18 protein-coding genes are annotated in these 22558 nt (G+C 62.7%); 12 read left to right on the top strand and 6 right to left on the bottom strand.

Features of this window, described 5'->3' with window-relative positions:
• Positions 1-661 precede the first annotated feature (661 nt).
• Positions 662-1201, top strand: coding sequence for a hypothetical protein (locus HT579_00160; GenBank protein ID QKS27516.1), 540 nt, complete (start codon positions 662-664; stop codon positions 1199-1201).
• Positions 1202-1322: 121 nt separating this feature from the next.
• On the opposite strand, the gene HT579_00155 is transcribed toward HT579_00160, so the two are convergent.
• Entirely contained in the window at positions 1323-1763 is a 441-nt protein-coding gene (locus tag HT579_00155) for a hypothetical protein (GenBank protein ID QKS27515.1), read from the bottom strand.
• 170 nt (positions 1764-1933) lie between these two features.
• Between HT579_00155 and HT579_00150 the strand changes: the two genes are divergently transcribed.
• Positions 1934-2077: a hypothetical protein gene (locus HT579_00150; GenBank protein ID QKS27514.1), complete on the top strand. Its 144-nt coding sequence runs from the start codon at positions 1934-1936 to the stop codon at positions 2075-2077.
• Between the two features lie 456 nt (positions 2078-2533).
• Positions 2534-4672, top strand: coding sequence for a phosphoenolpyruvate--protein phosphotransferase (gene ptsP / locus HT579_00145; protein ID QKS27513.1), 2139 nt, complete (start codon positions 2534-2536; stop codon positions 4670-4672).
• Between the two features lie 91 nt (positions 4673-4763).
• Here the strand turns inward: ptsP and HT579_00140 are convergent, their stop codons facing one another.
• Positions 4764-4997 (bottom strand): hypothetical protein, encoded by a 234-nt coding sequence (locus HT579_00140; protein ID QKS27512.1) that lies wholly within the window; start codon positions 4995-4997, stop codon positions 4764-4766.
• A 114-nt stretch (positions 4998-5111) separates the two neighbouring features.
• Between HT579_00140 and HT579_00135 the strand changes: the two genes are divergently transcribed.
• From HT579_00135 to HT579_00120, 4 genes are read left to right on the top strand one after another with little or no spacing between them, the layout of a single operon-like run.
• Entirely contained in the window at positions 5112-5417 is a 306-nt protein-coding gene (locus HT579_00135) for a transposase (GenBank protein QKS27511.1), read from the top strand.
• Positions 5417-5776 (top strand): IS66 family insertion sequence element accessory protein TnpB, encoded by a 360-nt coding sequence (tnpB, locus tag HT579_00130; GenBank protein ID QKS27510.1) that lies wholly within the window; start codon positions 5417-5419, stop codon positions 5774-5776. The genes HT579_00135 and tnpB (HT579_00130) overlap by 1 nt, the downstream gene beginning before the upstream one ends.
• Positions 5777-5814: 38 nt before the next feature.
• Positions 5815-7422, top strand: coding sequence for an IS66 family transposase (locus HT579_00125; GenBank protein ID QKS27509.1), 1608 nt, complete (start codon positions 5815-5817; stop codon positions 7420-7422).
• A gap of 45 nt (positions 7423-7467) precedes the next feature.
• Entirely contained in the window at positions 7468-7938 is a 471-nt protein-coding gene (locus HT579_00120; protein ID QKS27508.1) for a hypothetical protein, read from the top strand.
• Between the two features lie 23 nt (positions 7939-7961).
• On the opposite strand, the gene HT579_00115 is transcribed toward HT579_00120, so the two are convergent.
• The 4 genes from HT579_00115 to HT579_00100 all read right to left on the bottom strand — a co-directional run bounded on the left by HT579_00115 (position 7962) and on the right by HT579_00100 (position 11787).
• Positions 7962-9002, bottom strand: a complete 1041-nt coding sequence (locus HT579_00115) for a DMT family transporter (protein QKS27507.1) — start codon at positions 9000-9002, stop codon at positions 7962-7964.
• Positions 9003-9476: 474 nt separating this feature from the next.
• Positions 9477-11084: an IS66 family transposase gene (locus tag HT579_00110; protein QKS27506.1), complete on the bottom strand. Its 1608-nt coding sequence runs from the start codon at positions 11082-11084 to the stop codon at positions 9477-9479.
• A gap of 38 nt (positions 11085-11122) precedes the next feature.
• A complete protein-coding gene (gene tnpB, locus HT579_00105) occupies positions 11123-11482 on the bottom strand; it encodes an IS66 family insertion sequence element accessory protein TnpB (GenBank protein QKS27505.1) in 360 nt (119 codons plus the stop codon).
• Positions 11482-11787 (bottom strand): IS66 family insertion sequence element accessory protein TnpB, encoded by a 306-nt coding sequence (locus HT579_00100; protein QKS27504.1) that lies wholly within the window; start codon positions 11785-11787, stop codon positions 11482-11484. Before HT579_00100 ends, tnpB (HT579_00105) begins: the two co-directional genes overlap by 1 nt.
• A gap of 372 nt (positions 11788-12159) precedes the next feature.
• On the opposite strand from HT579_00100, the gene HT579_00095 reads away from it, so the two are divergent.
• The 5 genes from HT579_00095 to HT579_00075 all read left to right on the top strand — a co-directional run bounded on the left by HT579_00095 (position 12160) and on the right by HT579_00075 (position 22545).
• Positions 12160-13056, top strand: a complete 897-nt coding sequence (locus tag HT579_00095) for a WYL domain-containing protein (GenBank protein ID QKS27503.1) — start codon at positions 12160-12162, stop codon at positions 13054-13056.
• 63 nt (positions 13057-13119) lie between these two features.
• Positions 13120-13326: a hypothetical protein gene (locus tag HT579_00090; protein QKS27502.1), complete on the top strand. Its 207-nt coding sequence runs from the start codon at positions 13120-13122 to the stop codon at positions 13324-13326.
• Positions 13327-13360: 34 nt separating this feature from the next.
• Positions 13361-16888 carry a DUF3883 domain-containing protein gene (locus tag HT579_00085; protein ID QKS27501.1) on the top strand — a complete coding sequence of 1176 codons (3528 nt, stop codon included), beginning with the start codon at positions 13361-13363 and terminating at the stop codon, positions 16886-16888.
• 13 nt (positions 16889-16901) lie between these two features.
• A complete protein-coding gene (locus tag HT579_00080) occupies positions 16902-19685 on the top strand; it encodes a DUF1156 domain-containing protein (protein ID QKS27500.1) in 2784 nt (927 codons plus the stop codon).
• 13 nt (positions 19686-19698) lie between these two features.
• Positions 19699-22545: an ATP-binding protein gene (locus HT579_00075; protein ID QKS27499.1), complete on the top strand. Its 2847-nt coding sequence runs from the start codon at positions 19699-19701 to the stop codon at positions 22543-22545.
• The last annotated feature ends 13 nt before the right edge of the window (positions 22546-22558 follow it).

Here is a 22558-nt window from a genome sequence, read left to right as displayed (position 1 = left end):
GTTGGGCGTTCAAGAAATCTTGTGGCGGGGGCGCCGGGTCGGCCTCGGCAGCGTTACAAGATGTCTTCACCAGCAGTTCGGCCTCTGCTGGCAGCGGTGCGGAGGCGTCGGGCTCGAACGGCAAGGTGGCCTGTCTCGCGGCCTCGGCAGCCGGCGCACGCGTGCCCCGGCTGTATCCCGGGTGATCCTGCCTCCAGGCACGGACCCGCGCCACCGCTTCCGGTCCACGGTGATAGTCGGGGTTCTTGGCGAGCCATCCGGCTTGGCTGGCCCGTTTGCTCGCCGCCCTGCATGCCGCCGCCCCGCAATAACGCTGGTGCCGCGCGTTACGCCTGTCCGCTACGAAGGCCCGACCGCAATTCACGCAGGGGTCCTGCTTCTCTCTGCCCATCTCGCGTCGCCTCCTGCCTCATCACAGGACGGGCTACTACACGATCTGGAAAGAAAACCAAAGAAGAACCAAGCAGCGAAGAAACACCAGCTCGATATCAATCCCTCGAAGAACATCCACCCCAAGAACATCCAACTTCACGCCGGCTCACGGCGACCACTTTCAGGTTGGCCGCGACATGCCGGGGATCCACCAGCGCCACGACCGGGCGCTTTCGGGGTGGCAGATGAACGCTATTCGTTAGACATCAGGACACAGTGGCAGCGAGAGATGGCGATCAGAAAGCAGCAGTCCCACGGGCGCATAGGCGAGGCCGCCGTTGCGGCGAAGTGCTGGATGCACGGCATTCCGGCCTACAACACTGCTGGGCTGCGAGCAAATTTCGCCGGTAGCGACTTGCTCGTCGACACCCCTGACCCGACGCGCAAGCTTCTTGTCCAAGTGAAAACGGGCTACAACCCGTCGCCTGAGTGGGTCTACATGACACAATGTTCAGGCCAACAGGAGTTAGAGAAGCCCAAGTTCGTTTCCGACTTCGTTGTGTTCGTGAACCTCGACAAGAGAGCTGGAACCACGCATGGGCACAACGGGGAACTGGACTTCCAGCATCTGAGCTACTACGTTGTTCCGCGAGAGAGGGCAAATGTGCTCTATCGGGCAGCACTTGTTCGTGAGCATGCGCGCCCGCTTATCAAAACCGGCGGCCAGCGCAAGCTGGGCAACTTGGCCGTGAACGTCGAGGCCGCAGAAATTGCTGAGTTCCGAGATGCGTGGCACCTTATCCGCCAAGCTGGGGCCGCTGATGTCTAATCCGGTAGTCGGACTTTTCTCTCCCCGGCGCCCACACCACCCCGTGCAAGTTGGTAGAGGGCGGTTATGGAGAGCGCAGCGATTGTGGCTCCACTCTCCATCATGCCCGATTCTGAACCCATCACTGCCACTTGCAGCCACGTTCCAACACGAGCGGCTCGTCAACCAGCATTCCGGCAACGTCCGGTTGGCCGCCAGCCTCGTTCGTCAGTATGGGAGCCTGGTTCCCGTCGTCAGAGCGCAACGTGTAGCTCGAGCCCGCGAGCAGTGACACGGTGAGCACGAAGCACTTGCGACGCTGAGGGACGAATGGAAGTCCGTATGGCGCACTGCTCAGCCAAAGAACATGTTCACCTGGCGTCAGCGCATAGGTGTAAGCACGCAGCTTGCTGGAGACTTGGACGCCAAGGAAATGCTGCTTGTCGACCGCGCGGAGCAGCACCGGTCGGTCAGTGTCGACTGTGACGAGAGCTACAGTGGCCGGCGTCTCGGGGCTTGCATCGCCCACCGAGACAAAGGAGTGCGAAAGTGCTGCGCATCCCGCAGCCAGGATCGCTGGCACGAGCCAGCCTTTCCTCCGACCCAGCCCAGAAGCCCATCCTACGGCAGTCCGCCGCTCACGACAAGCACGCGCCAGCCGCAAACGACAGCGCACACCGAGCCCGCCCCACCGCCATTTACCGGTACCCATCCCCCTCGATCCGCTCCACCGTCGCATTCCGGAACATGCCGATGATACCCTCGGAGACTTCCTCGCACAGATCCTCCGGCAAGCCCAGCGCCTCGCGCAGCCGGTACATCGCGGTGAAGTGCCTCGCCAGCGTCCTCGACTTCCGGTGGATCGAAGCGGACGTCCTCGACTTCGCCTCGCTGTGATGTGCAGGCGGTGGCCTTCGACCCGTTCCGGGCGACGCAGTTGTCGTCCCGAACGGGAGGCAGAAGTCATCTGCAGCGATGCGACGTCGCGACGAAATTGTTTGCAACGATTGCGGGGGAATGATCGTAGTATTCTGTGAACTGCTTGGTCTGCTTTGATTCCGCGGCGATGGGTGAGCAAAGCTATGGCAGCGTTCCACGGCATGTACGCGAATGGAGAAGATACGCCAGTCGCACACGAACAAGCCGTCAAGACCGGTCCAGGTGCCCACTCATCGTGACTATTCGCTTCCGGATGGGTCCCCGCCGCGATGATTCACTGCCAAGCTGCTGTGGAACCTGCGATCGGATGGCTGAGAACGTTAAAACACTCTCTCCCTCCGTGCGAAGAATCCATCGCGCCTCATCGGGCCTTGTTGCGTGTCGGCCCCGAGCGCAAAGAACAGGAGCGAAGGCATGCCCCCGACCCTTCAATTTATAGCGACGATCAGCAATAGGTACCCCAAACTGTCCGTCGGGATTTTCACGGCGCTTGTATTATGGATCGACATGATCACCGACCAGGAGATTCAGTTTCCGCTGGTGTACGTTATTCCGGTGGGACTTGCCGCTTGGCACAAGCGACGACATTTGGCCTATACCCTGGCGATGACGCTGCCCGTACTGAGGATCGGTTATGAGTTTCCCTGGGGCACCAACGTATCGCTTGTCATTGCGGGCCTGAACGCGCTCATTGAAATCGCAGCGCTGTCGCTTTATGCGTACTTGATCGGCAGGACCGTGGCTCGGACAATCCAGTTGCAAGCATCCGTCAAGGCAAGAGAGTTTGAGGTGAGCCAGCTGCGTGCCTTCACCAAGATGGCGAGTGCGACCCTGCAAGGGCGAGGACTTTCTCCTGGCATGGCAGACGGTGTCGCGTGGGTCCACCTGCCATCGGCCAGCGAATTGACGTCGGTGCGCCACCCGATTGCGCAGCGCGATGTGGAGGACGAGATCAGCCGTCTCGACACGGCGCTGGCGGCAGCGAACTGCGAGTTGGACAACCACCCGAGGCGTCTCTCCGGCGACATGGATCCTGCCGAAAGCGCTTTACTGGACGTACACTTGGCCATGCTCAGCGATGCCGAGTTCTGGAACACCTGTAAGCGGCGCGTCCGTGAGGAACTCATCAATATTGACCAAGTGGTTGCGGAGGAAGTTCGGGGAATGGCTGAAATGCTCGAGGGACTGGAGCACGAAGTCATGCGCGAGCGCGGTGCCGACATCCGTGACATCGGTCGCCGCGTCTTGCGGAATCTCGGGCACTCCGGGGAATCGCCAGGGAACCGTCTTGCGTCACTCCCGCCACACACTATAGTCGTCGCTGCGGAACTCCTCCCCTCCGACATGTTCCAGTTGGATCTCGTCAATCTGGCAGCCTTAGTCACCGAGCGTAACAGCCCGGCATCGCATGTCGCGGTCTTGGCCAGGGCCAGAAACCTCCCGGCGGTAAGCAGCATCAAGGACGTCACGGACCTGCTGGCAACGGGCGATCGCCTGCTGGTGGATGGGGAAGCTGGAAGTGTGATCGTGGCACCCACCAAGGTTCAGTCTGAACTGTTCGCGGAGCGTCGCATCCGACATACCATGCACGACACGGTCTCGCCAGAGAGTGGGGCGCCCGAGCCCACCACCAAGGACGGCGTGCGCATCCGGCTGTTTGCGAACATTAGCAGACCGGATGAAGCGCACCTGGTTTCCGAGTACGGGCTCGATGGCGTGGGACTCTTCCGCTCCGAGTTCCTCTTTCTCGATGTCACCCACCCACCCACCCTTGACGAGCAGGTGGCAGCCTATTCAGCAGTGGCACGAGCCATCCATCCCGGTGGCGTGGTCATCCGCACCATGGATTTTGGTGGCGACAAGATCCCGAAGTTCACTTGCTCCGAGAGTGAGCTCACGTTCCGGATGGGCAAACGCGGACTGGCGTTCTCGCTGAGTGAGAAAACCATGTTCCGCACCCAAATCCAAGCCATTCTCCGGTCCACACGGGAGGGCGACGTCCGGGTCCTGTTCCCCATGGTCACGGGCGTGGCGGACCTGAGAGAGGCCAGCTATCTACTCGCCGAGGTGATCGAAGCCGAGCAGATCACGGGGCGGGTTATCGTCGGAGCGATGATCGAGACGCCGGCAGCGGTGATTCAGATCCGCGAGATCGTCAAGATGGTGGATTTCGTGTCGATCGGAACAAATGATCTCGCGCACTTCATCTTGGCCACGGACCGCCAGGGACAGGAGTCTTCTGGCGCGCCAACTTTCCTGCACCCCAGCGTTCTGAGGGCAACGGAGCATGTGGTGCGGACGGCTCTGAATCAGGGCATCGGTGTCTCGGTGTGCGGCGAAGTCGCGGGGAACACCGCTGCGGTCTGCCTGTTGATAGGAATGGGCGTCAGGAACTTCAGCATGAACCCCTTTCAGACCGCGCGCATCCGCAACTTCTTGCAGCAAATGACTCTCAAACAAATGGAATGGGTAACCCGCGATGCCTTGGCCGCGGCGACCATGGAAGAGGTCGAAAAGATCACCGCAGCCGCCTTGGCTGCGATGAAGGAATAAGCAAAGCCCATCGCCTCGTGCTCTCGCCAACGTTGCGCGAAATTGCTGAACCGCTCTGACTGGTTGCGTGGCAGGCCCGCCGTTGCTCTCTTCAAAAGTAAGCGTCCAGCGCAGCCACCCCACGGCCGGACGCGAGGCTTTCACCCTTTGTCTCCAGCGGCCGCATCTCGTCGATTTGGCTGTTCGCCCAAGTCGGAACCACCTCGATCGTCTCGCACAGGCAGCTCTCCAGCAGTTTGACCGACTCGTCGGCCTGCGACAGGAAGAAGAACCAGCTTGGCCATGCTTGGTCGAGGCGCTTGATGTATGCGCGCACCTCGGGCACCTCGAACAGCTCGCGGGGGTCATCGTTGTGTAACCGGTAACCAGCCGGCGTTCTTCCCCGCGCTGTTCGTCCTGACGAGAATGCCTTCCTGGCACCACGGAATGGAGAGCAGGCATGGAGACGACGACCAGGAGGTTGCGGGTGAAGCGCGGCGCGGAGCAGTGGCGGGTCCTGCTGTCGCGCTTTGACGGCAGCGGTTTGAGCGTCGCTGAATTCTGCGCGCGGGAAGGAATCAGCGATACCAGCTTCCATCGCTGGCGAAGCCGCCTGCAGGCCGGCGGCAGCAGCAAGCCCGACCGGGCGGCGCCGGGCGCCTTCCTTGACGCCGGCGTCCTGCGCCGCGAGCACCCGTCAGCTGCGCGTCTTGAACTGACCCTCGACCTCGGCCAAGGTCTGCAGCTGTCCCTTGTTCGCGGCTGATGTTCTTCCCGGAAGCGCGAATTCGCGTGCAGGTCTATGGTTGCCCGGTCGATCTGCGTCAATCCTTCGACGGGCTGATTGCGCTGACGCGCCACGCGCTGCGCGAGGACCCCGTGAGCGGACAACTCTTCGTCTTCTTCAACCGGCGCTCGACGCTGGTCAAGGTGCTCTACTGGGACCGCAGTGGTTTCTGCGTCTGGGCCAAGCGTCTCGAGGCTGGCCGTTTCATTTCCGACTGGTCCAAGGCGAGCACGCGTGAAACCGACTGGACCGGGTTGAAACTCCTCCTCGAAGGCATCGAGCCGGGGCGCATCCGGAAGCGCCATCGCCCGCCAGAGCGCCGTGAAAAGGTCTTGTAAACATGGACTTGGTGTCTGCCTTCAGGTATCATCCGCACATGAACCCAGCCCCCTGGTCCGCCCTTTCCAGCCTCGAAGACGCCGCGACCTTGAGCCCGCAGAACGTCCTCGATCTCGCCGCTGCCTGGCGGGAATGGGAAACGACCGGCGCCGTCCTGCGCCAGGAAATCGCCGGGCTCAGGCAGCAGATCGACTGGTTCAAGCGACAGCTCTTCGGCCAGAAGAGCGAACGCCGCATCGACATCGGCAGTCCCGGCCAGATGAGTCTGGGCGAATGGCCGAGCGACCCGGCAGCGCCGGAAGCCAAAGGCCGTCCCGTCGTCGCCCATACCCGCAAGGCGGCAAGCCGGCGCAACGACGACGAGTCCGTACCCTTCTTCGACGAGACCCGCGTGCCGGTCGAGGTCATCGAACTGTCGGCACCGGAAACCGATGGCCTCTCGCCCGAAGACTACGAGATCATCAGTCACAAGGAGAGCTACCGTCTGGCGCAGCAGCCGGGGAGTTACGTCCTCATCAAGTATCGGCGGCCGGTGGTGAAGATCAGGGCCAGCCAGGCGCTCGTCTGCGCGCCGGCGCCGAGCACCGTCATCGACGGCAGCCGGGCGGACGTGAGCTTCGTCGCCGGCCTGTTGATCGACAAGTTCGCCTACCACCTGCCGCTGTATCGCCAGCACCAACGCCTCACCGACGCGGGCTTCACCGTCAGCCGGCCGTGGCTGACGCAGATCGCCCAGCAAGGAGCGGCCCTGCTCGACGCGATCCACGAGGCGCAGTTGGCGTCGATTCGCGAGTCCAGGGTCAAGGCGATGGATGAAACGCCGATCAAGGCCGGACAGGGCGGGCCCGGGAAGCTGAAGCGAGGCTATTTCTGGCCCGTCCATGGAGAACGCGACGAGATCTGTTTCCCCTTCTTCGAGAGCCGCGAGATCAAGCACGTCGAGGCGGCGCTGGGGCTGACGCCTGCCGAGCGAGCGGTGCTGCTGTCGGATGGCTACCACGCCTATGCCCACTATGCGGCGAAGACCGGGATCACGCATGCCCAGTGCTGGACGCACACCCGTCGTGGCTTCTTCGAGGCGCAGGCCGCCGAACCGGAAGCCGGAGCCGAGGCGCTGGCGCTGATCGGCGAGTTGTATCAGGTCGAGGAAGACATCCGCCAGGCCGGGCTGAGTGGCGAGCGCAAGAAGGATCATCGGCTGGCGCATGCCAGGCCGGTCGTCGAGCGCTTCTTCGCCTGGATCGATGAACGGTTCGCGGCGCAGGGTCTGCTGCCGAGCAATCCGCTGACCAAGGCGCTGGCCTATGCCCGCGACCGCCGCTTTGGACTGGAAGTGTTTCTCACCGACCCGGACGTGCCGATCGATACGAATCATCTCGAGCGGGCCCTGCGCGTGATTCCGATGGGTCGCCGCAACTGGATGTTCTGCTGGACCGAACTCGGTGCCCGCCACGTCGGCATCCTGCAGAGCCTGATCGTCACCTGCCGGCTGCACGACATCAACCCGTATGACTACCTGGTCGATGTCCTGCAACGCGTCGGACAGCACCCGGCAGACCGGGTCCACGAACTCACGCCCCGCTGCTGGAAAGATCTCTTCGCCGCCAACCCGCTGCGCTCGCCCTTGCACCGGCAGGCTCCATAGGCGGGGCCAACGCCGCAGGGTTACCGGTTACAGTAAGGAGGCCAGATGTCCAAGAGGCACTACGGTAAACGGACAGGCCACCCGGTCACCCATGAGATCCCGACACCCGCCGGTGGCGTGCGACTGGAAACCTTTGTACCCTGGCGGCTGGTGCAGCGCGGGTGCAGGAAACAGATCATCACGCCATTGGACTCGCCGCAGGAATTCCCCGCTGAGGCCGCCCGCGAACGGGAGGCGCGGGCAGTTGGGCAGGATAGCGCGCTGATGCGGGCGCTCGGATTGGCGCACCACTGGCAGCGGGTGCTGGACGAGAAACGGGCAGCATCGGTGGCTGAGATCGCCGGGGCCGAAGGCATGGACGTGACGCAGGTGCGCCGCATACTGCGGCTGACTCTATTGGCCCCGGAGGTCGTGGAATGGCTGGCGGGCTCGCCCGACGCGGTGCTGGAGAAGGTGATGCGCCGCCCTTGGCCCAACGGCTGTATCGATCAATCAACACTAGCGCGATCCATTTGACCGCCGAGGTTCAGCAATCTTCGTCAGTGTGCGTGCCGATGATGAAAATCCGGGAAATGCGGATGCTTGTGGGTCACAACCGCGTGGGTGTGATGGTGGGAATGGGGCTCGAGGCCATCCCCGGTGAAATCGTGTTCGTGCTGGTGATGTTCGTCGTGACGATGGACGTGACTGTGCTCGATAGGCTCGTGCGTGTGCTCGTGCTCATGTTTTTCGGTGAGGTGTAGCCAAACACCCAATGCCATCAACGCACTTGCCAACCAGAACGTTGGGCCGACGGATTCGCCCAGTACCACCAGTGCCAAGAAGGCACCGATAAACGGCGCGGTCGAGAAATAGGCTCCCGTTCGTGCCGTGCCGAGTCCACGCAGGGCCAGCACGAACAGCACCAGACTCACTCCGTATCCCATGAGTCCGAGGGTCATGACCGTTGCAGTTGTGGCGGCAACGGGGAGCGTTGCCCCCAAGCTCAGCGCAAGGGCGCAATTGACCACACCTGCGATCAGACCCTTGCTGCCAGCAATGAACAAGGCATCCGATGCCGACACCTTGCGCGTCAGGTTGTTGTCGATGGCCCAGCACAGACAGGCCAAGATGATCGCGAACGGGCCAAGCCAGCCATTACCTCCCGATGCGCCTGGCAACCAGGACAGCAGCACACCTCCGGCGACGATGGCGATCATCCCGAGAACGATGCGCCGGTCGGTGTTCTCCTTGAACACCACCCAGGCGATCACTGCAGTCAGAACCGCTTCGAGGTTCAGCAGCAGTGATGCGGTCGATCCGCTGGTTTCAGACAGCCCAAACATCAGTGCGACAGGCCCCAGCACGCCTCCGAACAAAATTGCACCCAACAGCCAAGGCCACTCCCGATGCGTGATACCCGAGGATTGCCACCCCCGATCACGGATCAGTCGGGCAAGAGCGAGGCCGAGGCCGCTGCCCAGGTACAGCAAGCCGCCCAGCAACAGTGGCGATGTTTCCCCAATCAGCAGTTTCGCCAAGGGTGTACTGGCCCCGAACAGGGCAGCAGCCGCGATGGCGTAGAGAACACTTCTATTCATAGGATCGCATTCTCCTTGCGTTTGCCTTCAATTGCCACCATGGTCGCGGCGATCAGCAAACTTCGGTCGCTTCCGCCCAGGAGTTGCCAAGAACAACCGACCGCCCTGAAACCCGCATCAATACAGGAAGTGGCCTCGCGCGCGCTCGCGAGACTACCAGATAGAAACGGAGAACAGAGAGGCCGGGAAGGGCCAAAAACGCGGGGATGCGAGGCCTGACGCTCGCGAGGCAAGGCCGCGAAGGCCCGCCAACACTGGCGCGGCGGGCAGACGTGAAAAAGCCCGAAACGGGTTCGGGCTTTTGAATGTGGTGGTGCAATCGCACCCTGGATCACAACTCGCTATCGGGGCATGTGGGTACTGGCGAGGAAATGTGAGGGTGCTTATCCGTGTAGTGAGGGTGCTGGGCAAGTCCACTTTTCTATGCGATTCCCAGGTTGCAGGTAACCGGTAACCCTGCGGCGTTGGCCCCGCCTATGGAGCCTGCCGATGCAAGGGCGAGCGCAGCGGGTTGGCGGCGAAGAGATCTTTCCAGCAGCGGGGCGTGAGTTCGTGGACCCGGTCTGCCGGGTGCTGTCCGACGCGTTGCAGGACATCGACCAGATAGTCATACGGGTTGATGTCGTGCAGCCGGCAGGTAACGATCAGGCTTTGCAGGATGCCGACGTGGCGGGCACCGAGTTCGGTCCAGCAGAACATCCAGTTGCGGCGACCCATCGGAATCACGCGCAGGGCCCGCTCGAGATGATTCGTATCGATCGGCACGTCCGGGTCGGTGAGAAACACTTCCAGTCCAAAGCGGCGGTCGCGGGCATAGGCCAGCGCCTTGGTCAGCGGATTGCTCGGCAGCAGACCCTGCGCCGCGAACCGTTCATCGATCCAGGCGAAGAAGCGCTCGACGACCGGCCTGGCATGCGCCAGCCGATGATCCTTCTTGCGCTCGCCACTCAGCCCGGCCTGGCGGATGTCTTCCTCGACCTGATACAACTCGCCGATCAGCGCCAGCGCCTCGGCTCCTGCTTCCGGTTCGACGGCCTGCGCCTCGAAGAAGCCACGACGGGTGTGCGTCCAGCACTGGGCATGCGTGATCCCGGTCTTCGCCGCATAGTGGGCATAGGCGTGGTAGCCATCCGACAGCAGCACCGCTCGCTCGGCAGGCGTCAGCCCCAGCGCCGCCTCGACGTGCTTGATCTCGCGGCTCTCGAAGAAGGGGAAACAGATCTCGTCGCGTTCTCCATAGACGGGCCAGAAATAGCCTCGCTTCAGCTTCCCGGGCCCGCCCTGTCCGGCCTTGATCGGCGTTTCATCCATCGCCTTGACCCTGGACTCGCGAATCGACGCCAACTGCGCCTCGTGGATCGCCTCGAGCAGGGCCGCTCCTTGCTGGGCGATCTGCGTCAGCCACGGCCGGCTGACGGTGAAACCCGCATCGGTGAGGCGTTGGTGCTGGCGATACAGCGGCAGGTGGTAGGCGAACTTGTCGATCAACAGGCCGGCGACGAAGCTCACGTCCGCCCGGCTGCCGTCGATGACGGTGCTCGGCGCCGGCGCGCAGACGAGCGCCTGGCTGGCCCTGATCTTCACCACGGGCCGCCGATACTTGATGAGGACGTAACTCCCCGGCTGCTGCGCCAGACGGTAGCTCTCCTTGTGACTGATGATCTCGTAGTCTTCGGGCGAGAGGCCATCGGTTTCCGGTGCCGACAGTTCGATGACCTCGACCGGCACGCGGGTCTCGTCGAAGAAGGGTACGGACTCGTCGTCGTTGCGCCGGCTTGCCGCCTTGCGGGTATGGGCGACGACGGGACGGCCTTTGGCTTCCGGCGCTGCCGGGTCGCTCGGCCATTCGCCCAGACTCATCTGGCCGGGACTGCCGATGTCGATGCGGCGTTCGCTCTTCTGGCCGAAGAGCTGTCGCTTGAACCAGTCGATCTGCTGCCTGAGCCCGGCGATTTCCTGGCGCAGGACGGCGCCGGTCGTTTCCCATTCCCGCCAGGCGGCGGCGAGATCGAGGACGTTCTGCGGGCTCAAGGTCGCGGCGTCTTCGAGGCTGGAAAGGGCGGACCAGGGGGCTGGGTTCATGTGCGAATGATACCCGAAAGCAGACACCAAGTCCATGTTTACAAGCGGTTTTCATGAAGCTCTGGAGCGCGGTAGCGCTTCCGGATGCGCCCCGGCTCGATGCCTTCGAGGAGGAGTTTCAACCCGGTCCAGTCGGTTTCACGCGTGCTCGCCTTGGACCAGTCGGCAATGAAACGGCCAGCCTCGAGACGCTTGGCCCAGACGCAGAAACCGCTGCGGTCCCAGTAGAGCACCTTGACCAGCGTCGAGCGCCGGTTGAAGAAGACGAAGAGTTGTCCGCTCACGGGGTCCTCGCGCAGCGCGTGGCGCGTCAGCGCAATCAGCCCGTCGAAGGATTGACGCAGATCGACCGGGCAACCATAGACCTGCACGCGAATTCGCGCTTCCGGGAAGAACATCAGCCGCGAACAAGGGACAGCTGCAGACCTCCGCCGAGGTCGAGGGTCAGTTCAAGACGCGCAGCCGACGGGTGCTCGCGGCGCAGCACGCCGGCGTCAAGGAAGGCGCCCGGCGCCGCCTGGTCGGGCTTGCCGCTGCCGCCGGCCCGCAGCCGGCTTCGCCAGCGATGGAAGCTGGTGTCGCTGATTCCTTCCCGCGCGCAGAATTCAGCGACGCTCAAGCCGCTTCCGTCAAAGCGCGACAGCAAGACCCGCCACTGCTCCGCGCCACGCTTCACCCGCAACCTCTTGGTCGTCGTCTCCATGCCTGCTCTCCATTCCGTGGTGCCAGGAAGGCATTCTCGTCAGGACGAACAGCGCGGGGAAGAACGCCGGCTGGTTACCGGTTACGGTTGCAGCAACGTTCCTGCTCCCGCATCCACCATGAAAACCTTGGCCCATCAAACGTGGGCGTACAGAGGCCACGCGGCATGGTGGCTGCGCCATCCCAGGTAGTGAAGTGTTCGACGCTTCGTATGGCGGCCCCCCGCTGGCGCCTGTGGAACGGTGCCGCAGCCCATCGGCGCCAGTATGATACTCATCAAAATGAAATGGCCAAGGCCGCAATATACGCTTGTTGACGACTTGTTTTAGGTAGCATAAACTGCGCGAAACAATACGAGAAAGCCGTCAGAGCCATGTCCATTGTCCACATCGCAGAGATGACTCAACCGCAGCGCGACCGGCTCGCGTTCATTGAGTTGCGCCTGCGGTTCATCGGGGAGATCCGCCGCCAAGACCTGGTGACGCGATTCGGCATCCAAGCTGCGGCGGCCACCCGGGACATCGGTCAGTACAAGGAGCTTGCCCCGCGCAACATCGACTACGATAGGAAAGGCAAAGTGTATGTTCGCGCCGCTTGGTTTCGGGCCGTATTCGACTTCTCGGCTGAGCGGGTACTCACGTGGGTGTCTCAGGGCTTCGGGGACGGCGAACCACTGCGATTAAAGTCTCTGGTAGCCTGCGAAGGCTCGTCACTGGCCACCAAGATCGATCTGGAAGTACTTTCCGCGCTGACCCGCGCCATCCATCGGAAGTCCGCAGTCGAGATTTCCTATCGCGCTCTGTCGAGTGGCCATACCACAAGGGAGATCGTGCCCTTCGCCCTGGCAGACAGCGGCCAGCGCTGGCACGCCAGGGCATTCGACCGCCGCAGCGGCGAGTTTCGTGACTTCGTCTTGGGGCGCATCGCAGATGCCAGGCTGACCGCCGGCTCGGTTGAAGACCACGAAACGGCCGCTCAAGACATCCAGTGGAACAGAGTCGCCGAGTTGGACCTGGTACCACACCCCGCCAACGTGCAACACCCAGACACCATCGAAGCTGAGTACGGGATGGAGAACGGGGTTGTCAAGGTGCGCGTGCGTGCTGCGATGGCGGGTTACCTGCTCCGTCGCTGGAATGTGGACTGCACGAATGACCACAGCCTAAAGGGCGCTGAACACCAACTCTGGTTGCGCAACCGGCAGGCTCTCTACGGAATTACCAATCTCATCCTCGCCCCGGGTTACGGGTCTCAGGCCGAGGGGTGGTAATGGAGAATCCCAAACCGAACAGATTCAACGTTGATTTCTTGCTAGACCGAAAGGAACTCCACCATGATTAAGCCTCCTGCAAACCACGGCAAGCATTGGACGCCGGGAGAGGTCTCCCAACTCAAACACTTGGCGCAAGGGAACACTCCAACACGCGTCATCGGCTTGAAGATGCAGCGCACGCCCGATGCTATTGCGCAAAAAGCGAGCACCGAGAACATCTCCCTGAAACCGACCAATCAGTCGCCCTACAACCGGCGCAAGCCCTGAGGGCGGGCCAGCCATAGGAACAAGGGGCAGCACCGTGCTGAAGCTCGAACAGATCCAGAAGAACGCAGCCATCTCGGGCCTGGAGCCCGGGCAGGTGGTGCGCATTGTCACGACCGAGCCGGTCGGTGACAACGCCCTGACCGTCTACTACAAGACCGCCGACGGTAAGCTGCTGGAGCGGATGCTGTTCCGCACCGACGAAACCAAGCTGTCGCTGGCTGAGGGGGGGCGCCCCTGGGCTTTCGACGCCCCCGGCGCCGAGTTCAAACTCGCCGCCGAGGCCTACCGGATCAACCTGGCCCACCTTTTCGATCCGATGATGGCCGTGCACACGTCGAACGTGGAGCCGCTGCCGCACCAGATCACCGCGGTGTATGAGTCGATGCTGCCGCGCCAGCCGCTGCGCTACGTGCTTGCCGACGACCCTGGCGCCGGCAAGACCATCATGGCCGGCCTGTTCATTCGCGAACTGCTGATGCGTGCTGACGCCAAGCGCGTGCTGATCGTCGCCCCCGGCAGCTTGGTCGAGCAGTGGCAGGACGAGATGTTCGAGAAGTTCGGGCTGTCGTTCTTGCTGTTCTCGCGCGAGCAGGTCGAGCAGTCCCGCAGCGGGAACCCCTTCGACGACATCGATCTGCTCGTCGCCCGAGTCGACCAAATTGCCCGCGCCGAAGACCTGCAAGAGAAGCTGAGGCTGTCGCACTGGGACCTGGTGGTCGTCGACGAAGCGCACAAGCTGTCTGCCCACTGGTACGGAAGAAAGATCGAGAAGACCAAGCGCTTCCAGCTGGGCGAACTGCTGGGCTCGATCACGCGGCACTTCCTGCTGATGACGGCCACGCCGCACAGCGGCAAGGAAGAGGACTTCCAGCTGTTCATGTCGCTGCTCGACGCCGACCGCTTCTACGGCAAGTTCCGCGACGGTGCGCACAAGGTCGACGTCACCGATCTGATGCGTCGGATGGTCAAGGAAGACCTGCTCAAGTTCGACAGCACCCCGCTGTTCCCGGAACGCCGGGCCTACACGGTCAACTACAGGCTCTCCGACCTCGAAGCCGCGCTCTACGCCGCCGTCACGGAATACGTGAAGACCGAGTTCGCTCGGGCCGACCAACTGCCCGACGGTGGACGCAAGGGCACGGTAGGCTTCGCGCTGACCGCGCTGCAGCGCCGGCTCGCCTCCAGCCCCGAAGCCATCTACCAGTCGCTCAAGCGCCGTCGCAACAAGCTCAAGAGCCGGGTCGAGGAGGAAAAGCTGGGCCAGCGCGGCAAGTCCCTGGCCGAGACACTGGCTGGCCCCGGCACCAACGGCGTGCCGGAAGACATCTGGGAATCGGCCGACGCGATGTCGCCTGACGACTTCGAGAACTTCGAGGAAGCCGTCGTCGACCAGGCCACGGCTGCGCAGACGATTCAGGAACTCCAGGCCGAGATCATCATCCTCGAAGCCCTGGAAGAGCAGGCCCGTCAGGTCGTCCTCTCCGGTCAGGACCGCAAGTGGGACGAGCTGTCCCGCTTGCTGCAAGACACGCCCGAGATGCACGACGAGGTGGGCCGGCAGCGCAAGCTGATCATCTTCACCGAGCACCGCGACACGCTGAACTACCTGGCCACCAAGATCCGCGGGCTGATCGGCAGCGAAGAAGCCGTGGTCATGATCCACGGCGGCGTCAAGCGTGAAGAGCGCCGCAAGGTGCAGGAGATGTTCCGCAACGACCCCTCGGTGCGCGTGCTCGTCGCCACCGACGCGGCCGGCGAAGGCGTAAACCTGCAGAACGCCAATCTGATGGTCAATTACGACCTGCCGTGGAATCCCAACCGACTGGAACAGCGCTTCGGCCGAATCCACCGAATCGGCCAGACCGAGGTCTGCCACCTGTGGAACATGGTCGCCGCCGAGACGCGCGAGGGCGATGTCTTCCAGCGCCTGTTCGAGAAGCTGGAGGTCGAGCGCAAAGCCCTGGGCGGCCGGGTGTTCGACATCCTCGGCGAAGTCTTCGAAAATCGCAGCCTCAAGGACCTGCTGATCGAGGCCATCCGCTACGGTGCCGATCCCGAGGTCCGTGCTCGGCTCTTGCGTCGCGTGGAAGGCGCGCTGGACACCCGTCACCTCGAAGACATCATCAAGCGCAACGCACTGTGCGAAGAGGTGATGGACGAGAAGCGCCTCTTCGCCGTCAAGGAGGAGATGGAGAAGGCCGAAGCTCGCAAGCTGCAGCCGTTCTTCATTCGCGCGTTCTTCAGCCAGGCCTTCCAGCAGATGGGCGGCGAGCTGCGTCCGCGCGAACCAGGGCGCTACGAGATCACCAACGTCCCGGCCATCATCCGCGAGCGCGACCGCCAGATCACGGGCCGCGACCGCCGCAACGCTGACCCGGTACTGCGCCGTTACGAGCGGGTCTGCTTTGAGAAGCAGTTCGTGCGCCTGATCGACCGCGTCGGCGCGCCGATGGCCAGCCTGCTGCACCCCGCGCACCCGGTGATGCAGTCGGTGACTGACCTGGTGCTCGAAACCCACCGCAACAAGCTCAAGCAAGGCGCCGTGCTCGTAGATCCGAGCGACATGGGTCTGACGCCGAAGGTGATGTTCATCATCGACCACTCGGTCAAGGAAGGCGCTGACCCGGTGCATGTGGTCTCGCGCCGCATGCAGTTCGTCGAGATCGACCCGGAGGGCAACGCAATCAACGCCGGCTGGGCGCCACACCTGGACCTGGAGCCGCTCGCCCCTGCCGACATGGCGCTGATCGAGGACGTGTTGGCCGCACGCTGGATCGCCAAGGATCTGGAGCAGGTGGCGCTGGCCCACGCCTCCACCCACCTAGTGCCCGAGCACTTCGACGAGGTACGCGCCCGCCGAGAGAAGACGGTCGACAAGACGCTGGCGGCGGTGCACGAGCGCCTAGTCACGGAGATCAACTTCTGGTCCGACCGCTACATCAAGCTGCGGGATGACATCGCCGCCGGCAAGGACGTGCGCCTGACGCTGGAGAACGTACGCCGCACCATCGACGACCTGACCGCCCGCCGCGAGTCGCGCGAGAAGGAGCTGCTAGCCATGCGCCACGTCATCTCCGCCACGCCAGTAATCCTGGGCGGCTCGCTGGTCATCCCCGCAGGTCTGCTGCTGCAGCGCAAGGGCCAGGCGGGGTGGACCGCGGACGCCGCCGCGCGAGCACGGGTGGAGCAGGTCGCGATGCGGGCTGTGATGGACGCCGAGCGCGCGCTGGGGCACGACGTCATCGACGTGTCGGCCGACAAGTGCGGATGGGACGTCACCAGCCTGCCCAAGGCGCTGGACGGCCGCCTGCCGCCCTCCCGCCACATAGAAGTCAAGGGCCGCGCCAAGGGCCAGACGACGATCACCGTCACGCGCAACGAGATCCTCTACGGCCTCAACCAGTCCGAGAAGTTCATCCTGGCCATCGTGATGGTCGACGGTGAACAGCACGAGGGGCCGTTCTACGTGCGGCAGCCCTTCACACAGGAGCCCGACTGGGCCGTGACCAGCATCAACCTCGATCTCGATCAGTTGCTCGCCCGCGCGCAGCAGCCAGCCTAAGGAACAAGAACACATGGCGACCATCAAGGCCCCCAAGAAACTCATCGAGGTCGCGCTGCCGCTCGACGATATCAACGACGAATCTGGCAAAGAAAAGTCCGTTCGTCATGGACACCCTTCGACCATTCATCCCTGGTGGGCATCTCGGTCCTTGGCCGCCGCAAGGGCGGTTCTGTTTGCACAGCTTGTCAACGATCCTGGCGGCGAACGCGGCTGGTTCAAGGGTCAAACCAAGGCAGATGCGGACCGCGAGCGAGATCGCCTGTTCGACATCATCCGGAGGCTTGTCAAATGGGACAACTCCAGCAATGAGAGCGTCATCGAGGAAGCCCGGCGAGAGATTCTGAAGAGCTGGCGTGAAACGTGCGAACAGAATGATCTGCCCGTTGACACGCCCCTGCAGTTCATTGATCCGTTTAACGGTCGCGGTTTCCTGCCCCTTGAGGCGCAGCGCCTTGGGCTTCGGACATTCAGTTCTGACCTGAACCCTGTCGCAGTATTGATTGGCAAATCGCTCATTGAGATACCTAGCAAGTTCATTGGGCAGCCGCCGATCGGACCGATCGCCAAAGCATCACCCAGAAGTGATCGCCTAGACGAATGGCGTGGTGCTGCTGGCTTGGCGGAGGACATTCGGCGCTTTGGCGAGGTCATGAAGGACATCGCGTTCGAGCGTGTGCGAGCGATCTTTCCGCAGGTTGCGCTTCCAAAGAACAAGGGCGGCGGTCAAGCCGAGGTACTGGCATGGATATGGGCTCGCACGGTTCCGAGCCCTAACCCCGCGGCTGCTGGTGCCCAGGTTCCACTGGTTAGCAGCTTCACGGTATCAGACGTACCGGGACGCGAGGCATGGGTGGAACCCATCATTGCCGGCAATAAATACACCTTTGAGGTGCATGACGGTCAGAAGATGCCGAAGGGCGCAATGACCAGCACCAAGTACGGTCGTGCCCAGTTTAAGTGCCTTCTAACCGGTAGCCCCATTGCACTTGATCACATCAAGAACGCCGGCAAGGAGGGCAAGATGGGCGCGCGACTCCTGGCTCTCGTCGCGGAGAAGAACGGAGTTCGGCATTATCTAAGCCCGACCGCTGATCACGAGAAGATCGCGCTTTCTTACATTCACTCCTGGCGCCCAACCGAGCGGCTCTCTGTCCATCCTCAGTATATGGGCCCGCCCCGATACGGCATGGAGACATTCGGGGACATCTACACGCAGCGGCAGCTAGCCGCACTGGATGCGTTGTGCGGCGCGCTTGGCGTTGTAAGGGGCCAGCTGTCGGAGCTGGGCGCCAGCGACGAATACGCACGGGCGATCCTGACCTATCTTGGAATGACGATTAGTAAGTGCGCGGACTACTGGAGCACCCTAACAACATGGATGCCCAGGGGCACGGTGGGTCACGTGTTCGCCACACACGTCATGCCGATGACGTGGGACTACCCAGAGGCAAACCCGTTCTCCAACTTCCACTGCTCGTGGACGAAGAGTATCGATTGGTTGGCGAAGGTTATCGACAGAACCTACCCCAACCTCCCAGAAGGAACAGTCGCACATGAAGATGCGCGCCGCGCGTTCTTCCAAGACAAGGTTGTGTCAACGGACCCGCCTTACTACGACAATGTTCCATACGCCGATATTTCGGATTACTTCTATATCTGGTTGCGTCGCGCACTGAGAGATGTTCAACCAGACCTCTTCGGCTCGATTCAGACGCCCAAGCAGGACGAGCTTGTGGCGGATGTACAGCGCTGGGGCGATGGGGCCAACGAATACTTTATGTCGGGAATGACAGAGGTCTTCTCGAAGATTGCCGCGGAGTCATCGCCTTACTTTCCAGTCACTATTTACTACGCTTTCAAGCAGTCGGAGACAAATGATATCTCTTCGGCATCTCGGGGTTGGGAAGCATTCCTAGGCGCCGTAATCGCGTCTGGTTTCCAGATAACGGGCACTTGGCCAATTCGAACTGAGCGCGGCGCTCGTAGTCGCGCTCGGGATTCAAACGCGCTGGCTTCCAGCATTGTGCTGGTATGCAGGCGGCGCGCAAAGGATGCCGAGACGGTCTCGCGCCGCGATTTTGTTCGCGCATTGAAGGATGAAATTCCAGAGACTATCGAGGCCATGATCGGTGGGGTTGTTGGTTCTAGTCCGATTGCGCCTGTTGATCTTGCGCAGGCGGCCATCGGTCCAGGAATGGCCGTCTTCTCTCGGTACAAGGCTGTACTTGAGGCGGATGGAGGTGAAATGTCGGTTCACACCGCCCTCTCTCTGATCAACAAAGCCCTCGATGAGTATTTTTCGGATGCCGAAGGCGACATGGATGCGGACACGAGGTTTTGCGTCCAGTGGTTTTCTGAATATGGCTGGGCGACTGGGCAGTTTGGAAACGCCGATGTTCTCGCACGCGCAAAGGGCACATCTGTAGACGCAATCAAAGAGGCCGGAGTCATTGAATCCGGTTCTGGGCGAGTGCGACTCTTGAAGGTTAGCGAGTATCCAGAGGAGTGGTCGCCTGAGGGCGACAACAGAACTCCAATTTGGGAGGCTGCCCATCAGCTTATTCGCGCACTTCAGCAGAGCGGCGAAGCTGCTGCAGGAGCGCTGCTCGCCCGGATGCCGGCTCGGGCCGAACCTATTCGTCAACTCGCTTACCGGATGTACACGACGTGTGAGCGTCAAGGTTGGGCTGAAGAAGCGCGCGCCTACAACGAGTTGATTGCAGCGTGGTACGAGATTGAACGCGCCTCGCATGAGGCGGGGCACGTTGGCTCACAGAAGAACCTGGACATCTGATCGGGGAAGAACAATGGCACTGAAACCCTGGCGCGAGATCGCCGTCCCTCACGAGGACGTGCTCAAGGGCACGTTCCAGCAAGCCGAGTTCGCGGCCGATCTGTCGCGCGTGCACGCGGGAACCGCCACCGGCGAGTACCAGAACCCGGCGCTGTTCTTCCAGCGCACCTTCATCACGGAGGGGATGCGCCTGCTGCTCGATTCCGTGGTCAAGCGCCTCTCGGGCAAGGGTGGAGACCCGGTCATTCAGCTGCAGACAGCCTTCGGTGGCGGCAAGACGCACACCATGCTGGCGGTTTACCACATGGCCAGGGGCGAGGTGCCAGCGAGCGACCTGCAGGGGGTGGCAGCCATCCTGGACGCTGCGCAGATCACCGAGCTGCCGCGCGCCCGCATCGCGGTTCTGGACGGGATCAAGTCGTCGCCCAACCAGCCGGCGAAGCGCGATGGCCAGGCAGTGCGCACGCTGTGGGGCGACCTGGCGTGGCAACTGGGTGGAGTGGAAGGCTACGCCTTGGTCGCCGATGCGGACGCCTCGGGCACGTCGCCCGGCAAGGCGGTGCTGGAGACGCTGCTGGTCCGCTGTGCCCCTTGCGTGATCCTGATCGATGAGCTGGTGGCCTACGTGCGCCAGTTCGAAGAGGGCAAGACGCTCGCCGGGGGAACGTTCGACTCCAACTTGTCGTTCGTGCAGGCGCTGACCGAGGCACTGAAGGCTGTGCCCACGGCGGTACTGCTGGCGTCGCTCCCCGAGTCGGACAAGGAGGCAGGCAGCCAGCGTGGCGTCAAGGCGTTGGAGGCTCTGGCGCACTACTTCGGACGCGTTCAGGCGCTATGGAAGCCGGTGGCCGCCGAGGAGGCGTTCGAGATCGTTCGACGGCGCCTGTTCGGATCGATCAACGACAAGCTGGCGATGGAGTCGGTGTGCCGCGCCTTTGCCGACTTCTACACCACCAACCGCGACGACTTCCCGCAGGAGACGCAGGAGACCCGCTACTTCGAGCGGCTGGTGCACGCCTACCCGATCCACCCCGAGGTGTTTGACCGACTCTACGAGGACTGGTCGACCTTGGACAACTTCCAGCGCACCCGGGGCGTGCTGAAGATGATGGCCAAGGTCATCCACCGCCTGTGGAAAGACGGCAACAACGACCCACTGATCATGCCGGGCGGGCTGCCGCTCTACGACGCCGACGTGCGCAACGAGGTCATCTACTACCTGCCACAGGGTTGGGACCCGGTGATCGAGCGCGACGTCGACGGCGAGCGTGCCGAGACCACCGAGATCGAGAATAAGGACACCCGTTTCGGCAGCGTGCAGGCTTGCCGTCGTTCAGCACGTGCGGTGTTCCTGGGCAGCGCGCCGAGCACCACGAACCAGCTGGTGCGGGGCTTGGAGCTGGAGCGCGTGATCCTCGGCGTCATCCAGCCGGGCCAGCAGATCGGCTTGTTCAAAGACGCGCTGCGCCGCCTTGGCGACCGGCTGCACTACCTCAACCACGCCAACAACCGCTTCTGGCTCGACACGCGGCCCAACCTGCGGCGCGAGATGGAGGAGCGCAAGCGCCGCTTCCAGGACAAGGAAGACGTCTTCCCGACAGTTCGCGAGCGCATCCATCGCGGCTTCGCCAGCGGCGTGTTCGGCGGCATCCACGTCTTCACCGCCAGCGGCGACGTACCCGACGACTGGGCGCTGCGCCTGGTGGTACTGCCGCCCGACGCCGCGTTCAGCAGGAGCGGCCAGAGCCTTGGCCTGGACCGCGCGACCGAGATCCTGAAGAAGCGCGGCGACCAGCCCCGCTTCAGGCAGAACCGGCTGATCTTCCTGGCCGCCGACTACGACAGCGTCAGCCGCCTGAAGGACCACATCCGTTCGTACCTGGCGTGGCGCAGCATCGTTGCCGACTACAAGGACAACCGCATCGTCCTCGACAACCTGATGGCCAAGCAGGCGAACGCCAGCCTGGATCAGGCCGACGAGACCGTGCGCCGCATGATCCGCGAGACCTACAAATGGATCGTCGCGCCGATGCAGGAGGCCCGCCCCGGCAAGGGACTGTCCGAACTGCGTTGGGAACAGTTTGCGCTCAACTCTAGCGCGCCGAACTGGTCGCAGGAAATCGAGCGCGTGCTCAAGGAGAACGAGCTGCTCATCAGCGAGTGGGCGCCGGTTCACCTCGCAAAGGTGCTGAAAGACTGGTTTTGGAAAGATGAGGTCAAGGAGACCAGCGCGCTCAACGTCTGGCAGCAAACCTGCCAGCAGTTGTACCTGCCGCGTCTGAAGGACGACGTGGTGTTTCGTAACGCGATGGGCGCAGGCGCGGAGAGCCGCGACTTCTTCGGCTTTGCGCAGGGCAATGAGGATGGTCGGTACGTCGGGTTCAGCTATGGCAAGCGTACCTCGCTGATCATGGACTCGTCACTGCTGCTGATCGAGCCGCTTACGGCGGCGGCCTACATGGAGGGGTTGCGCGCGGCGGAGGAAGCGTCGCGGGTCAAGGCCGCTGAGGCTGGCGGGGGTGCATCGACGACGAGTGTGCCGACGGGTGGGGGAACGCGGCGTGCCGAGGACCCAGCCAAAGTTGGCTACGCCACGGGTACGACCGCCACCGGTCGGATGGTCAAGAAGCGGTTCTACGGCGGCATCGAACTCGATCCGTTTCTGGCGAAGAAGCAGTTCGCCGACCTAGTCGACGAAGTTGTCCAGCAGTTCACTATGCGCACCGGTGTCAAGGTGACGATCGCCATCGATATCCAGGCCGAGTCGGCCAGCGGCTTCGACGACGGGTTGCAGCGCGCGGTGAAGGAGAACTGCAACGTGTTGAAGTTCAAGAACGCTGAGTTCGAAACCGGGGACTGAAGTGTGAATCGGG

Origin of the sequence: Candidatus Accumulibacter similis (assembly GCA_013347225.1) — a bacterium.
Taxonomy (GTDB): domain Bacteria; phylum Pseudomonadota; class Gammaproteobacteria; order Burkholderiales; family Rhodocyclaceae; genus Accumulibacter; species Accumulibacter similis.
This window is presented reverse-complemented; position numbering and strand designations above follow the sequence as displayed.